This is a genomic window from Nocardia sp. CY15 (assembly GCF_009829295.1).
Taxonomy (GTDB): Bacteria; Actinomycetota; Actinomycetes; order Mycobacteriales; family Mycobacteriaceae; genus Nocardia; species Nocardia sputi.
On record NZ_VUOT01000017.1, the window covers coordinates 37,661 to 52,973 of the forward strand.

Below are 15,313 nucleotides of genomic sequence, written 5' to 3' on the forward strand. Positions count from 1 at the left end.
ACGGATATCCGGCGTCCCGCTGGGGGCGTGGCGGACAGTAGCGAAATATTCGCCAACCCGCCCAGGATGTGACTTTGATATGTTTCAGATATGTTTTGGGTGTGGTTTGGATAGGGTTTGGGTGCGTTTCGGATATGGGCGCGAGGTGTCCTTGCGAGGTCGGAAGTTCTCGACCGAACAAGGAGATCTGTAGTGACTAATTCACACGTCGCGACATATGCAGGACCGGGCGGAAAGCCGGACTCGCCGATGGCAGTGGTGTGGGCGGGCTTCGACCGGATGGCCGCCGAAACCCTGCCTGCCCACCCGCGCCCGGTGCCGACCTCGCAGCCCGACCCCGCCACCCCGGTGCGGACCTGGGGGCAGTTGCGCGAGCGACTGTGGCACCCGGCCACCCCGATGGCAGAGGTCGACGCAATCTGGGTGTGGCTGCTGCAACGAGTCCGCGCCAAGGAGCAGGGCGCGATGCTGGTGTGCGCCGGGCTGGCCGCGCCGATGCTGTCGCGGACCGCCAGCGAGTACGTGACCGCGAGCAGCACCGCCCGCCACGACATCGAGTCCGAAATCCTGACCGCGTTCCTGGTCCACTTGCCGCGCGTCAGCGTGGACGAGCCGGGAGTCTGGCATCGGCTGCGTTGGGGTGCCTACCGCGCCGTCCTCAAGGCGGCAACCCGTCAGCGAACCAGCGTGACGGTGGTGGGAGACCTCGACCAAGACCTGGCCCCGCTGGGGGAGCGGGTGCGGGCGATCGGGGCCGGGCCGGGGCATCCCGAGACGGTGCTGGCCCAAGCCGTGGCCGCTGGAGTGATCTCCGCCGACGCCGCCGAACTCATCGCCGCGTCGCGGTGGGAGGGCCGGTCACTGACCTCCTTGGCCGCTGAACGTGGTGTGTCGCTGTGGAAGTTGCGCAAGCAGCGGCCCCGCGCCGAACGCGCTCTGCTCGCATGGCTGAACGACCGCGCTCGCGACGTCGACCCCGAGCGCACCAGCCCGGTCGAGGCGGCGGCGGTCACCGCCCTCGCACCACCGGATCGGTCACCGCGGAGAGGTCGCCGGCCGAACCGGAACTCGCCAGCCCCGGCACCGTCGAGCACCGAGCACGGGCAGGTGGCGGCATGAACACCAACCAGGGACATCTCAACCACGCGACGCCACGGTCGGCTCGGCATTGGCTGCGGGTGCTTGCGGTCGCGGCCACGACCGTGGTCCTGCTGGTACCGATCGCCGGATCTGCTTCGGCGGCACCACCGCACGCCGAGGTGCTGGCCATCGCCTCGTCGTTGGGGGAGGTGATCGACAACGCCCGCAACTGGTTGGTGGGCATCCTGGCCGGGCTGGCGACATTGTTCTTGACCATCGCCGGAGCCCGCTATCTGCTCGGCGGCGGTGACCCCAGCGAGATCGAGAAGGCCAAAACCGCCTTCCGCGCCGCGTGCCTGGGATACGCGCTGGCGATGCTGGCACCGGTTGTTGTCGCCGTGCTCAAGTCCATCATCGGAGCCTGACCGTGACCACCTCGGCCCAGGCACCCCCGGCACCCGCCCGGTTCTCACCTGTCGCGCGCATCGCTGCCGCCAGCGCAGCGGCGGTGCTCGCCGCGGTCCTGATCGCGCTCACCAGTTCCGGCGGGGCCGCCGCCCAACCCGCCACCCCGACACCGGCCCCGCCGGTGACCACCGCACCGGCCACACCCGCCTCGACAACCACTCCACCGACCACGACAACCCCGCGCCGGTGGGTGACACCGCCCTCGACCACCGCCCCGACACCGGCCCCGCCGACAACGACTGCACCCGGCACGACAACGGCACCGACACCCGGCTCGGGCTCGGGTTCGGCGGAGTGCGGGGTCACCAACATCAACGGTTGTGTGGAGAACGCGGTCGACGGGTTCTTCCGGCGCATCGTGGAGACCTCGCTCAACCCGCTACTGGAACTGCTCTCGCAAACCCTGCTCACCACACCCGAACCCGGGCAGATACCCGAGATCGGCACTCTGTGGAATCAGTCCTGGCAGATCGTGGTCGCGCTCTACGTCCTGGTCGTGATGGCCGCCGGGGCGTTGTTGATGATGCGCGAGAGCGTCCAAACCCAATGGTCGATCCGCGAACTCGCACCCCGCCTGGTGATCGGCTTCGGGGTCGGGGGATTGAGCATGATGATCGCCACCGGCGGAATCGGTTTCGCCAACGCCCTCGCCGGTGCGCTGGCCGGAGACGGCGTCGACTCCGGCTCCGCCGCCGACGCCCTGACCGAGCTGGCGATCACCAGCAACCAGAGCCGAGGCGTGTTCGTGCTGCTGCAACTCGCGCTGTCGGTGATGCTGCTGGTGCTGCTCATCTCCTACGTCGTGCGGGTCACGATCACGATCCTGCTGATCGTGGGCGCGCCCCTGGCGTTGATGTGTCACGGGCTGCCCGGCCTCGACGGCATCGCCCGCTGGTGGTGGCGCTCTTTCGCCGCCTGCCTGGCGATCCAGGTTGTGCAATCGCTGACGTTGGTGACCGTCCTGCGGGTCCTGCTCACCCCCGGCGGCTGGCATCTATTCGGCCCCGACGCCAACGAGATCGCCGACCTCACTGTCGCTTTGGCGTTGATGTTCGTGTTGATCAAGACACCGATGTGGCTGTTGTCGGTGCTCGAGATCGGGCAAGGTCGCAGCTTCCTCGGGTCGATCGGGCGCGGGTTCATCGCCTACAAGACCCTCGGCATGCTCAAAGGAGCCACCTCGAGCAGTGCCCGCTCCGCCGCGTCGGGGGGATCGGCACGGCGACTTCCGCGCCCTGCCCGCGCCCCACGAGCCCCTCGCACCGCCGCCAGCAATGGGCTGCCCGATCCGTACGCGCGGGTGCGCTCGACACGGGACGGGCAGCTCATGCTGCCCCTGGAAGGAGTCCGCCGGGTCGCGCGGCAACCCAGCCCGGCACCGGCCGAGGCGACCGGCACTCCACCGCCACGTCCCACCCGGTCGGCGAGGGGACGCCAGCTCGCCTTCGACTTCCGTGAGCCCGACCCGTACCGGGGCATCCGCGCCGGGGCCGGGGGACAGTACCCGCTCCCGATCCCGGTGCGCCGGATCCGAACATCACCACCGGCTCCCGAGCCGCCGCCGCAGCGTCCCGGTCGCCGTGCAACACCGCAACAGCTCGCCTTCGACTTCACCGAGCCCACCCCGGCCGACCCGTACGCGCGTCTTCGCCCGACGCGCAGCGGCCAGTACCCGCTGCCGTTCCCCGTCACCCGGGTCAAACCCGTTGCACCGCCACCGAACCCACCACAACCACCCGCACCGCCGCGTCCGGCAGGTCGGCAGCTGCATCTGCCCATGCCCGATCTGCCCGTGCGCCGCCGCGCGCCCCGCGCCCCGAGAGGAGGCACCCTCCAGTGAGCACCATCGTGCGCATCCCCGCCGACGTCGACCGCTCCGACCGGCTGCTGGGGCCCTTCACCGCCCGCCAGCTCGTTGTCCTCGCCACCACCGCCGTACTGCTGTATTCGACCTGGGCGGCGACCCGATCCCTGCTGCCTCTGCCGGTGTTCGCCGTCGCCGCTGCCTTGGTGTTCGTCGTCGTCGCGGTCGCGGTGCTCACCCGCCGCGACGGCTTGTCGGCCGACCTGCTGCTCGTGGCCGCCATCCGTCACCGCCTCCGCCCACGCCACCTGGTCCGGACTCGCGTTCACGTGGCCCCGAAGTGGATCTCCCGCCGTGCCACCACCACCCGGCCCCGCATGCCCGCCCCGGCAGCGTTGACAACGCAGGCGGCTCGACTACCGGAATCGGTCACCGCCAGCAGCAGTGGTGGTGTCGGGGTGATCGACCTCGGCGCCGACGGGCTCGCCGCCATCGCTGTCGCAGGCACCCTCAACCTGAGCTTGCGCACCCCGACCGAACAGGACAGCCTCGTCGGCCAACTCGCTGGCTGGCTACACACTCTCCGCCAACCCGTGCAAATCCTCATCCGCTCGGCCCGCCTGGACCTGACCGAGCACATCACCGGCCTGCACGCCGCCGCCGCCCAGATGTCAGCCGACCTCGCCGCGGCGGCCCTCGACCACGCCGATCACCTCACCGAACTGGCTGCCCGCGAGGCCCCGGTGCACCGGCAGGTACTGCTGATCTGGCGCGAACAGACCCAGCCCCTGACCGCGACCGGACTGCGGGCTCGGTTGCCCAGCCGCAGACGCGCGGGACGGGTGCTGTCGGGTGGTGCGCGGCGGGCGGCCGAGTCCCGGTTGCTGCGCCGGATGACCGAGGCCGCCGATGTCCTTTCCCCCCTCGGGATCTCGGTGACCGCCCTCGACAACGACGCCGCCACCGTTGTGCTGGCCAGCTGCACCAACCCAGAGAGCGTGGTGTCCGCCGCCGCCGACATCGCCGCCACAGACACGGTCATCACTACCGACCCCGACAGCCGATCACCGGATCCGTTCGCCGAGGGCCTCGACCGGTTCGCGCCGGAGTCCCTCACCATCGGCACCCGCCATCTCGAGATCGGCTCCGACTGGAGTGCGACCCTTGCGGTTACCGGCTATCCGCGCGAGGTCACGGCCGGCTGGCTCGCGCCATTGCTGACTCACCCGGGCAGAGTCGAGGTCGCCGTGCACGTCGAGCCGATCGACCCGGCCACTGCCGCCACCCGGCTGCGCCGCCAGCAGGCCCGCCTCGAATCCTCCCGGATGCACGATCTCGGCCGGGGCCGCCTGACCGACCCACAGATCGACGTCGCCGTCGAGGATGCCGCCGACCTGTCGGCGCGCGTCGCACGCGCCGAAGCCCGGTTGTTCCGGGTCGGGGTGTATCTGACCGTGCACGCCGAGACGGAGACCGGACTGACCGAAGAGGTCGCCGCTGTCCGCGCTCTGGCGGCGAGCCTGCTCGTGGACACCTGCACCCTGTCCTACCGGGCAGCTCAAGCCTGGGTGACCACGTTGCCCCTCGGGCTCGACCTGCTCCGGGTCCACCGGACCTTCGACACCACCGCCCTCGCCGCGGCATTCCCCTTCGACTCACCCCAGCTAGCCGCTGCCGATCCCGCCCGAGCCGACCGACCGCAGGGTGTTCTCGTCGGGCGTGACGCCGCAGCAGGGTTGCTGTTCGTGGACCGGTTCGGGCCCGAGGCCCATAACCACAACCTCGTCGTTCTCGGGCGCAGTGGCTCGGGCAAGTCCTATCTGGTCAAGACAGAGATCCTGCGCTCGCTGTATCGCGGGATCGAGCAGGTCGTCATCGATCCCGAGGACGAATACCGGCGCCTCGCCGAGTCCGTCGGCGGCACCCACATCCGCCTCGGCGCACCCGGAGTCAGGATCAACCCCCTCGACTTGGAGGTCCACAGCCGAGCCGACGGCCGCCGCAGCGCCCCCACCGATGCCCTCACCCGACGCAAGTTGTTCCTACACAGGCTGATCCAGGTGCTGCTGGGGGAACAGACCGCCGCACAGCGGGCCGCCCTGGATGCCGCGCTGGCCGCCACCTACGCCGCCGTAGGGATCACCGACGACCCCGCCACCTGGACCCGGCCCGCGCCCACCCTGAGCGGACTGCGCGACCAGCTCACCCGACTCGGCACGGCCGCCGGTGCCGAGCTGGCCGCCGGACTGCACCCCTACGTCGGCGAGGGTGCCTATGCCAGCGTGATCGACGGGCCGACCACCACCGAGCCCGAGGGCGGATTAGTCGTGTTTTCGCTACGGGATCTGCCCGAGGAGCTGAAAACCATTGGCAATCTGTTGGTTTTGGATGCTACGTGGCGGCGGGTGTCGAATCCGGGACAGCGGCGGCCCCGCATGGTCACCGTGGACGAGGCGTGGCTGCTCCTGCGCGAGCAGGCAGGAGCACAATTCCTGTTCCGGGCCGCCAAGTCGTTCCGCAAGCATTGGGCCGGGCTCACCGTCGCGACGCAGGATTGCGCTGATGTGCTGTCGACGGAGCTGGGGCGCGCGATCGTGTCCAACGCCGCGACCCAAATCCTGCTACGGCAGGCACCTCAGGCCATCGACGAGGTCGCTACCGCCTTCCAGCTCTCCGACGGCGAGAAGCAGTTCCTACTCTCCGCGGCACGGGGATCGGGGTTGCTCGCGGTCACCGGCACCGACCGGGCGGTGTTCGGGTCTCTCGCCTCGCCCGCCGAAAATGCGCTCATCACCACCAATCCCGGCGAACTCGCCGATAACGACGGCGACACCGACATTGAAATCGACGCTGCTGCACCGCGACCCCCGCTCACCGACCCCACGATCCCGAGACAGTCACGGCCCCCCGCGGCGAACGCGACACCGATGCCGATGCGCAGGAGGAGGTGATGCTCAAGAACCGCGCAGCCTGAACCATTCGACTCTGCCCGCCCAACGAGTATATGCCCGCCGCGTCACCGCACCGGACAACCCCGACCGCCGTCCACCCGATGCTGTCCGGTCATACGGCTGGGACGTAACCCGCCCTGAATAGCCCGCTGCCGCGATAGCAGTGGGGGTCGGCCCCGGACCCACACCGGATCGGCCGGCAGGGCATTAGACCCGTTGGAGGAGAGGGTAGTTGACGACTGTGCAGATACGGAGCGTTCATGGACCCGGATGTCCGGGCGATCCGGCCACCAGGCATAGCCCCAACCCAGACACACACCCCCATTACTGGTGGGGATAGTGCACCGCGCGCTCCCCAAATCTTGGAATAACGAACAGACAGGACTTTCGATATGGACACGGATCGTTACTTGCACCTGGACCCGACAGCCTGGTACACAACCGAGGAGGTTGCTGCGCTGCTGAAGGTGGATGCCTCCAGCCTCCGCCGCTGGCGCACCGGCCAGGCGCCGCAAGGGCCGCCGTTCGTAGCCATCTCCGATCGTGTGATCCGCTACAGCGGCGCCGACGTGATGGAGTACCTGTCGAGCAGGCGCATCGATCCGAAGGCGGCGTGATGAGCGACCGCATCGACGCCATTCCGCTCGGGGTCGCAGTCCGAGGCTATATCGAGGTCCGAGGCAAAAGCGGGATGGTTCGGGCTCGGGTCCGCTGGACCGATCCAGTGGCCAAGGCCCGGGACACGAGGTCGAAGACGTTCGAATCCCAGGAGGAAGCCGAGAACTGGATTTCGGGGATCGAGCAGGCGGCCCTGCGCGGTGTAGATCCGAAGACCGCGACTGCGACGCTGGCCGAGTACGGGAATGCGCACTGGGATACCGCGATGCGGGGCGTGGAGCCGAAGACGCTCGATCCGTATCGGGCGGGCTGGCGGCGTCGGGTGGTGCCGACACTGGGTCATCTGCCGGTCACCATGATCACAACCGGTTTGGCCGATCGGGCGGTGACCGGCTGGATCGCGGACGGCTGCGGAGAGTCCACGATCAAGAACACCTTGGCAGCACTGGCGCGGGTCCTGGATCAAGCCGTGCGCGACGAAGTGATCGATCGCAACCGGGTCGACGTGAGCGGGTGGCGTCGGCAGCTGGCGCGGCGCGAGGACGAGCTCGACGATCCGCGCGCGTTGGCGTTGCCGGATTGGGCCACGCTCGAGCAGTTGATGACGGCGCTCACGGAAGCATCGGCCGGCCGATTTCGCGGCTGGGGCGATGTGGTGATGTTCGCGGCCTGCACGGCGACCCGGATCGGGGAGGTTTCGGGTTGCAGGGTCCGGGATATCGACACCGAGCAGTGGGTGTGGACGTTGCGGCGGCAGACGACGCCGGGGCCGGGTGGATTGCAAGACAAGGGCACGAAGGGCAAGCGGTCGCGTCCGATTCCGTTGATCGAGGAGATTCGTCCGCTGATCCTCAGGCGGATCAACGAGGCGCGCGCCCGCGTTGAACGTGGCCAGGAGGAGGCGAGCGAGAAGCAGCGGCGAGAGGCGCTGTTGGATGCTCGGCTGTTCGTCGGGCCTCGGGGAGGTCGCATCCAAACGGGAGTGCTGCGGGATGCGACCCATTGGGACGAGGTTGTGACGAAGCTCGGATATGAGCATCTGCGGCGTCACGATCTCCGGCATACCGGGCTGACATGGTTCGCGGATGCCGGGGTTCCGCTGCATCGGCTTCAGCGGATCGCCGGGCACACTGATCCCAGGATCACGCAGCGGTACCTACACCCGGATATCGCGGCATTGCAGGAGGACGGCAATCAGCTGTCGCGGCACCTGCGGGGCAAGTCTGGCCCCAGATTGGCCCCAACTCTGCGGGCGGTCCCGTAGGAAAAAATCCCCTCCGATGCAGGTCGGAGGGGATTTTTCTATGTCGGGCTGACAGGATTTGAACCTGCGACCACTTGACCCCCAGTCAAGTGCGCTACCAAACTGCGCCACAGCCCGTTGCGTCCGCTGTGCGGGCGCTCGAAGAGATTACCGCACGAGGTGGGGGCGGTGCTAATCGCCTAGTCAGAGTGTGTTGTGGGGGGTGGTCGACCGGTGCGGAGGGGTAGGTGGTGGGCAAGCGGCCTACTTGTCGGCGATGGCGCGGCCTTGTTCGCGGAGGAGGCGTCGTGTCAAGGGAAAGGTAGAGGTGGGGACGGGGGAAAGGTCACCGGGACGGTGGCCGGTGCGCGGTGGAAGGAGTTCGGTAGCCACCGCAATTCCTCGGCGGGGACCGCCAGCCGGATCTCCGGCAGGGCGTCCAGTAGTTGGTCGAGCGCTTCCTGGACGACGACCATGGCGACCGACTGGGCGGGGCAGGTGTGTGCCCCGGCGCCCCACGCCAGGTGCGAACGGTTGCCTTGGCGATCGTCGGCCACCGCGGCGGGATCGTTGTTGCATGCCGCCAAACCGATCAGCACCGGTTGATGCTGCGGCAGCCACATATTCCCGACGATCTGGGGCTGACGCGGATATCTGATGCAGGAAATCGACTCGGGGGGATCGGTGAACAGCACCTCATCGATCGCGTCCCGGGTGGACAGCGCTCCGCCGAGCAGTTCACCACCGAAGCGTTCGTCGGTAACGAGCAACAGTACGGTGACCGCGATCAGGTTCCACGTCGGTTCGGCGCCCGTCGTGTACAACATGGCCATTTGATGCACGAGTTCGGTCTCGCTCAATCGAGCCGGATGCTGGACGAGCCAGGACGCCACATCCCTGGCCGGTGCTACCCGTCTGGCGGAGATCACCTCGAGCATCGCCGAGGTGAGCATTCGATGACCGGATTCCACCGAGGTCTCGTCGACGGCGTCGCGCAAGTTCGTCATCGCCGTGTACGCGTTCTGCCGGGTCTCCGGCGGAAATCCCAGTACCTGCTCGAGCACCCCGACGGTGAGCGGGATCGCGTACTCGCTGAGCAGATCCACCGAACCGTCCGCGCAGAAACCGTTGATCAGCGACACCGCGGTGCGTTCGACCGTGTGACGCAGCGCGTGCAGGTCGATCCGATCGAGGCTGTCGGTCACAGCCGTTCGGTAGCGGGAGTGCGCGTCTCCCGCGGTGCGCAACGCGTCCGGCCGCCACCGCATCGCCCACGGCACCGGACACCGCGTGGCAGCACTTTCTTCCCATTGGCTCGGATCAGCCGAGAAACGGGAAGGATCGGTGAGGACGCTCAACGCCGTGCGGTAATCGATGACCAATGTCGCCGGCACTCCCGGTGCTACCTCGACCGGGGCCAGCGGGCCGTGATCGGTGCGCATTCGCCGGTAGGCGGCATGGGGGTCGGCCGCGAACTCGTCCGAATACAGTTTCACCGGCGCGCACCGTAGCGATCGAGCGGCGCGGACGGGCGGAGCGCCGGACGTCCCGGTGGTCTCGCTCCCAGCACGAGAGACGACGAAATAGTCACAACAGGCTCCTGAAAAGCGAATACGGAATCATCGACAGGATCCGTACGGCTTCTCTGGCGTAGGCGGGTCCGGCCGTGCGAGGAATAGCTGAGTCGGCTACCGCGGGAAGCCGAGTACGGGAGGCCGATGACACGCGGGTGGCGCGGATCGTCGCCGGCCCGCTGGGCGCGTCGTGGATCCTGACGATCCGCGTGCCCGGTACGACCTCGACACTTCTGAACTCCCCTGCTATGCCGTCGGCAATTGGCGCCGCGGCCGAACCCGGTGGTCAAACCGATTGGTTTGCCCAAACGTATTCGATCGCAGCGTAATTCGACTAACGCTGAGGGAGCATACTCATTTCCGTCATCGTTCGCAGCGCGAACAATCTGGGACAGCGGTCCGGTCCGGCAGTGGACCATTCAGCCAGTGAGGCAGCGCCCTCGAAAGAAGTGGTGTCAGCCGCCGGTGACCGCGATCGTGCGCGTCAATCGCGTCCGATGACGGTATCTGCACGACCGTCGATGGGATCGCTGTCCGTCGCTTCGGTTGCGGGATCATGAGCACCGGGGCGCTGACGCACTCACGGTGCGCGCATCGATAGCAGGGACAACTGTGATGCCGGTAGTCGAAGTGCGAGAGTCGATTCGGCGCCTTCAGGCTCGCCGCATTCGAAATAGGCGTGTAGCGTGGCCGGCACGGATAGGAGTGGGACTGGTGCGTGTCCATCACTTGGATGCTGGGGGAACCCGTCCTTCGGGTGGCCGCTTGTTCGATGGCCGCCCGGGGGTGCTGCGCAGAGCAGCCGGCGCGTGTCATTGCTTGTTGGTCGAGCACTCTGCTGGGTTGACCCTGGTCGATACGGGTTACGGCGAGCAGGCACTGGTTCGGCCGGATGTCTGGGTGGGGCGGCAACTCATCCGCCGGTCGAATCCGGTTCTCGACCAGCCGATCGCGCGTCAGGTCGAAGCGCTGGGATTCTCCCGCGACGATGTCCGCGACATCATCGTGACGCATCTCGATCTCGATCACGCGGGCGGGCTCGCCGACTTCCCCCGGGCGGCCGTGCATGTCTACCGGGACGAGTTGGAGGCTGTCGAAGGGGCGTACGGCCGTCGCGAAAAGATCCGGTATCGGCCGGTGCAGTTCGAGCACGGACCCAAGTGGTCGGTCTATGACGAGTCCGACAGCCGGGAGGAGCGCTGGTTCGGCTTCCGGGCGGTGCGCGAACTGCGCGGTCTGCCGTCGGAGATTCTTGTTGTTCCGCTGGCGGGACACACACGCGGTCACGTCGGAGTCGCTGTGGACACCGGGAACGGCTGGTTGTTGCACGCCGGGGACGCCTATACCTTCCACGGGCAGATGGCCGAGAAGCCGTCGATGCCCCCGGGGCTACGCGCCTTTCAGTGGGCGATGGACACTCGGCGCCCGTCTCGCATCGACAACCAGCAGCGGCTACGGGAACTCGTCCGCGACAATGCCGACACGGTGACGGTGTTCTCCGCGCACTGCGCGACGGAGTTCGAGCGCCTGCGCCGTTGAGGCTCGGCGGCTCTCGCCGCCCGTCATCGGTCCGACTGGGTCGACTGGCTCATGCTGTGGGCGCGGGGGTCCGCGGCAGGCTGCGCGTCGTTGCGCGCATGCCGGATCGGCAGCAGGAGCCGCCGCCTGCGAGGCTGCATATTGATGCGCGTGATGTCGCCGTTGTAATGGGCGAAGACGCGGTGATCCATGACCGCGCGCCACAGCGGGGGAATCATGGCGAGCACGACCATCGTGGCGTAACCGGCGGGCAGCTGGGGGGCCTGTTCGGAGCTGCGCAGGGTCTGGTAGCGGCGGCCGGGGTTGGCGTGATGGTCGCTGTGGCGCTGGAGGTGGAACAGGAAGATGTTCGTCACCAGACGGTCGCTGTTCCAGCTGTCGCGCGGTGAGCAGCGTGCGTAGCGGCCGTCGGGGCGGCGGGCGCGCAGCAATCCATAGTGTTCGACGTAGTTCACGGTTTCCAGCAGACCTGCGCCGATGAGTGCTTGCAGGGCGAGGTAGGGGATGATGGCGGGGCCGAAGGCCGCGATCAAGCCGATGAACAACGCCGCGCTCATCGCCCAGGCTTGCAGAAGATGATTGGTGGGGCTGAACCAGGGTTTTCCGTTGCGGGCCAGGCGCTGACGCTCCAGCTCGAGGGCGGAACGGAATCCGCCCACGATGGTGCGCGGCATGAATTGCCACAGTGATTCCCCGAAGCGGGCGCTGGCGGGGTCGTCGGGTGTGGCGACGCGAACGTGGTGGCCGCGGTTGTGCTCGACGAAGAAGTGGCCGTACCCGGACTGGGCGAGCGCGATCTTGGCCAGCCAGCGTTCGAGGCGTTCGGCGCGATGCCCGAGTTCGTGCGCGGCGTTGATGCCGATACCGGAGACGAAGCCGAGAGTCACGGCCAAGCCCAGTTTGTCGGCCAGGCTCAACTCGTGGCTGCTCCACAGATATCCGGCGATGAGCAGGCCGATGAATTGCATCGGCAGGAACATAAAGGTGCACCACCGGTAATAGCGGTCGTTGGACAGCGCCTCGTAATCCTCGTCGCGAGGATTGCTTCCGTCGTCGCCGACCGCCCAATCCAACAGTGGAATCACAACCAGCACGATGATGGGGCCGATCCACCAGAACACCTCCAACCCGGTGAGCAACACCAGTTGGGAGGGAAGCAAGGCGCAACCCGGGGCGATCAAACCCAGAAGCCACAGGTATCGCTTGGGATCACGGGCTTTCGTGTGCTCGAAGATCGTCATAGTCATCTCGCCGATCCATCAGGAGGACACTCAACCGACAGTTCTGACTGCGGACAACGCGGACTTTTTGCACGCTCATCCAGGATAACTGGAAGTTCGCTGGATGGCGGAAAACTGTCGAAAGCGCCCTCTGAGCGGGCAGTGTCCGACTCACGATCATTCGGTGCGGCGAGGTCGGCCGCGACCTGCCGGGGGTAGCGGCCTCGTGCGACTGGTGTCCGGTTCGGTGCCCGGTGACCGGATTCGGCGAGCTCGGTCGTCGTCGGCCGGTCGTCGTCGGTGGCATAGTCGAGGTGAATATTTCGACAGTAAGGCATCGACTTCCGGTCTTCCGGCAGTCGGCGACGCGGTGTCGGACACGGATGGATCCGCGCCGGATCTCCGAGTATCACCGGTGTGCGCACCTGAGCGGCTCAGGTCGGCGGGGGTGAGCCAACTCCGACATGCGACCCTTTCTGTGCCGATCTCGACCAGTCACGCGATACCTCAAACAGCAAATTTCCTGCAATCAGCCCACCGGCTCTGGAGCTGGGACGCCTCGGGCTGGACCTTCTGGCGGAACTCGCCTGCCGTGCGGGGATCTGTGACGACCCTGGCAGGCAGGTCGGCCGCGGCTCGGTCGTGAAACCGAACCGCGGCCGACCACCGTGCATGGAGATCGCGGCGCTACGAGCCGATGCTGCGCGATTGCGCGCGGCGCTGCGCCGAGTCTCCGATCGAGATACCGACGGTATCCGAGTCGGGCGTGTTTTCGCAAATCAGGGCAGGGCCCCGCAGTTGGTCGGTGCGGGCTGTCCGGCGAGCCGCTCGGTGATCCACTGCTGCGATCCGACCAGCGAGGGGAAGAACGCCAGCACGTGGGTGGCCCGCAACCCGGTGATGACACTGGGCAGCTCGACGTTCGCGTTCAACTGCACCGGCACGCCGCTGGCGCACCACCCCGCGGCCATCTCGCGAACGGGCACATAAGGCGCACCCTCGTCGCTCGGGCTCGAGGAGATGAGGACGGGAACCCGCGGGGTGAGCGTGCCGACCCGCTGCTGGCTGAACGCCGACTTCAACACCGGGGACTGATCGATCACCGCGGTGAGCGGTTGCCCGCTGGTGGTCCACTGCGACGTGTTCGGGAACTGCTGTGCCAGTCCCAGCGGTACGGCGCACTTCTCCATGGACTCCCGCAGGATCGCTTTGCCGGTGTCGTTGAGTTCGGACTCGAGCACCGGGCGGGTTTCGGGATAGTTGGCCGCGATGCCGTTGAGGATCCACGCGAAAGCCGGTCCGAGTGGGGCTCGGCCATCGTTGAACCCGATGAAGTACTGGTCGTCCACCACCGGCCCGCCGATGTAAGCGCCCTGTACGTTCAGCTCAGGGGCATAAGCAGGTTGCAATTCGGCCGCGCCCGCGGACGCCATGCCGCCCTGGGAGTACCCGTACAGAATGACCGGCGAGCCGGGGTTGAGGCTGGTGCCCGGCAATTGCAGCGCCGCACGCGCGGAGTCGAGCAGGGCGTAGGCCTGAGCTTTACGGTTGAGGTAGTCGTGCACCGCGGGCGTTCCCAGCCCGTGGTAGTCGGTCACCATCACCGCCATGCCGCGGGCCAGCAGCGTGTACAGCGCCAGTACGTCGTATTCCACGATGACGTCGAACGGAGGCTGGTATTGGATGAATTGCGCGAGCAGTTTCGAAGGCGCGCATTGGTCGCCCTGCCCCTTCGTGCCGACCGCGTACGCGATCAGCGGGCGCTCACCGGGGCCGGTCCACGGCGCTGCCGGCTCCAGATATGTACCGACCACCGTCGTCCTGGCGTCGTGGGTATCGCTGCTGACGTACATGATGCGGGTCGACGAAGCCGGGATCGATCCGCCGATTCCCGGGACGGAAATCGCCAGCCGTGACGCTTCGGTCCGGATGATGGAGCCCGGCGCGCCCCCGGGCGACGCCGGTGGAATGTAGAACTCGTCGCCCGCCACCGCTTCCGCGGCTGGTTCCGCCCACACGTGTGGGGCCGAGACCGCCCCGCTCCCGGCCACGATGAGGGTTCCCGTCAGGGCTGTGGCCAATCTGAGTATTCGACTCCTCACGATGCGATCCTTCCTGCGATTGGGATACCCATGGCATCTAGAATCGGATACTGAGAGTATCTGTAAGGGGTATGGATTGTCTGGGAATATCGATGAGTGTCGGCCGCTGCGGGGGGCAGGGCGTTCGCGGCCGACTCGAGCGCAGAGCCAGGCGCGTACGCGCAACGAATTGATGGCCACCGCAAAACGGCTTTTTCTGCGGGACGGGTATCAGGCGACGACTCTGGACAAGGTCGCGAAGGCCGCCGGTTTCACCAAAGGGGCGGTGTATTCGAACTTCCGCACCAAAGACGACCTGTGCCTGGCGGTGCTCGACGAAATTCACGCCGAGCGAGCGGCGGAGGTCGCCGAAATCATCGCGGCGCCTACGGCGACCGACCGTCTGAAACGGATGACGGAATGGGCCGAACGGGTTGTCGGTGATCCGAACTGGACGCAACTGGAGCTGGAGTTCAGTGTCCATGCTCGGCGCGATGACCACCTCCGCGACGAACTCGCGACCCGGCTCGACAATATCGTCGGCATGGTCGGCGCGGCCCTGGGAACCCCGGACGACCTCGAAATCCAGCGATCGCGGGCCGAGGCCGCGGTCGCGGTGCTGGCGCTCGGTGTCGGGCTGGGCCTGTTCCGGTCGATCGATCCCGGCATCCCGGTGACGGGGATGATCTCGGCGCTGCGCGCGATCGCGGGGTTGACCCGCAACGGCTGAAGTGC

General features: G+C 67.4%; 12 protein-coding genes and 1 tRNA gene. 8 read left to right on the top strand and 5 right to left on the bottom strand.

The features are described from left to right. Positions 1-192: 192 nt before the first annotated feature. Together GVY39_RS19740 and GVY39_RS19745 are read left to right on the top strand one after the other, a co-directional pair. The gene (locus tag GVY39_RS19740) at positions 193-1,119 is read left to right on the top strand and encodes a hypothetical protein (protein WP_159926656.1); all 927 of its coding nucleotides are present in this window, start codon (positions 193-195) and stop codon (positions 1,117-1,119) included. After that, a complete protein-coding gene (locus tag GVY39_RS19745) occupies positions 1,116-1,505 on the top strand; it encodes a pilin (RefSeq protein ID WP_043704098.1) in 390 nt (129 codons plus the stop codon). Before GVY39_RS19740 ends, GVY39_RS19745 begins: the two co-directional genes overlap by 4 nt. On the opposite strand, the gene GVY39_RS19750 is transcribed toward GVY39_RS19745, so the two are convergent. Beyond that, positions 1,492-1,860 carry a hypothetical protein gene (locus GVY39_RS19750; protein WP_159926658.1) on the bottom strand — a complete coding sequence of 123 codons (369 nt, stop codon included), beginning with the start codon at positions 1,858-1,860 and terminating at the stop codon, positions 1,492-1,494. The genes GVY39_RS19745 and GVY39_RS19750 overlap by 14 nt on opposite strands. A 10-nt stretch (positions 1,861-1,870) precedes the next feature. Here GVY39_RS19750 and GVY39_RS19755 point away from each other — a divergent pair, with 10 nt between their 5' ends. The 4 genes from GVY39_RS19755 to xerC all read left to right on the top strand — a co-directional run bounded on the left by GVY39_RS19755 (position 1,871) and on the right by xerC (position 8,185). Beyond that, entirely contained in the window at positions 1,871-3,388 is a 1,518-nt protein-coding gene (locus GVY39_RS19755; protein ID WP_159926660.1) for a hypothetical protein, read from the top strand. Next, positions 3,385-6,303, top strand: a complete 2,919-nt coding sequence (locus GVY39_RS19760; protein WP_159926672.1) for a PrgI family protein — start codon at positions 3,385-3,387, stop codon at positions 6,301-6,303. Before GVY39_RS19755 ends, GVY39_RS19760 begins: the two co-directional genes overlap by 4 nt. Positions 6,304-6,695: 392 nt before the next feature. After that, a complete protein-coding gene (locus GVY39_RS19765) occupies positions 6,696-6,920 on the top strand; it encodes an AlpA family transcriptional regulator (protein WP_043704100.1) in 225 nt (74 codons plus the stop codon). Continuing rightward, on the top strand, positions 6,920-8,185 hold the full coding sequence (gene xerC / locus GVY39_RS19770) for a tyrosine recombinase XerC (protein WP_043704103.1): 1,266 nt from the start codon (positions 6,920-6,922) through the stop codon (positions 8,183-8,185). Before GVY39_RS19765 ends, xerC begins: the two co-directional genes overlap by 1 nt. Positions 8,186-8,228: 43 nt before the next feature. Here the strand turns inward: xerC and GVY39_RS19775 are convergent. Both GVY39_RS19775 and GVY39_RS19780 read right to left on the bottom strand, forming a co-directional pair. Further along, positions 8,229-8,302 (bottom strand) — tRNA-Pro (locus GVY39_RS19775). 173 nt (positions 8,303-8,475) lie between these two features. After that, positions 8,476-9,660, bottom strand: a complete 1,185-nt coding sequence (locus GVY39_RS19780) for a cytochrome P450 (RefSeq protein WP_236565548.1) — start codon at positions 9,658-9,660, stop codon at positions 8,476-8,478. Positions 9,661-10,524: 864 nt separating this feature from the next. Here GVY39_RS19780 and GVY39_RS19785 point away from each other — a divergent pair. Further along, positions 10,525-11,277: an MBL fold metallo-hydrolase gene (locus GVY39_RS19785; protein ID WP_255466225.1), complete on the top strand. Its 753-nt coding sequence runs from the start codon at positions 10,525-10,527 to the stop codon at positions 11,275-11,277. 23 nt (positions 11,278-11,300) lie between these two features. Here the strand turns inward: GVY39_RS19785 and GVY39_RS19790 are convergent, their stop codons facing one another. Both GVY39_RS19790 and GVY39_RS19795 read right to left on the bottom strand, forming a co-directional pair. Further along, positions 11,301-12,524 (bottom strand): alkane 1-monooxygenase, encoded by a 1,224-nt coding sequence (locus GVY39_RS19790; RefSeq protein ID WP_159926676.1) that lies wholly within the window; start codon positions 12,522-12,524, stop codon positions 11,301-11,303. A gap of 752 nt (positions 12,525-13,276) precedes the next feature. Further along, the gene (locus GVY39_RS19795) at positions 13,277-14,578 is read right to left on the bottom strand and encodes a lipase family protein (RefSeq protein WP_159926678.1); all 1,302 of its coding nucleotides are present in this window, start codon (positions 14,576-14,578) and stop codon (positions 13,277-13,279) included. Here GVY39_RS19795 and GVY39_RS19800 point away from each other — a divergent pair. After that, a complete protein-coding gene (locus tag GVY39_RS19800; protein ID WP_236565550.1) occupies positions 14,571-15,308 on the top strand; it encodes a TetR/AcrR family transcriptional regulator in 738 nt (245 codons plus the stop codon). The genes GVY39_RS19795 and GVY39_RS19800 overlap by 8 nt on opposite strands. Positions 15,309-15,313: the final 5 nt, after the last annotated feature.

Bases quoted from the DNA above. Each gene is read 5' to 3' on its own strand.
- GVY39_RS19790 (WP_159926676.1), bottom strand. From the start codon at position 12,524: ATGACTATGACGATCTTCGAGCACACGAAAGCCCGTGATCCCAAGCGA.
- GVY39_RS19750 (WP_159926658.1), bottom strand. From the start codon at position 1,860: ATGTTGGTGACCCCGCACTCCGCCGAACCCGAGCCCGAGCCGGGTGTC.
- GVY39_RS19745 (WP_043704098.1), top strand. From the start codon at position 1,116: ATGAACACCAACCAGGGACATCTCAACCACGCGACGCCACGGTCGGCT.
- xerC (WP_043704103.1), top strand. From the start codon at position 6,920: ATGAGCGACCGCATCGACGCCATTCCGCTCGGGGTCGCAGTCCGAGGC.
- GVY39_RS19765 (WP_043704100.1), top strand. From the start codon at position 6,696: ATGGACACGGATCGTTACTTGCACCTGGACCCGACAGCCTGGTACACA.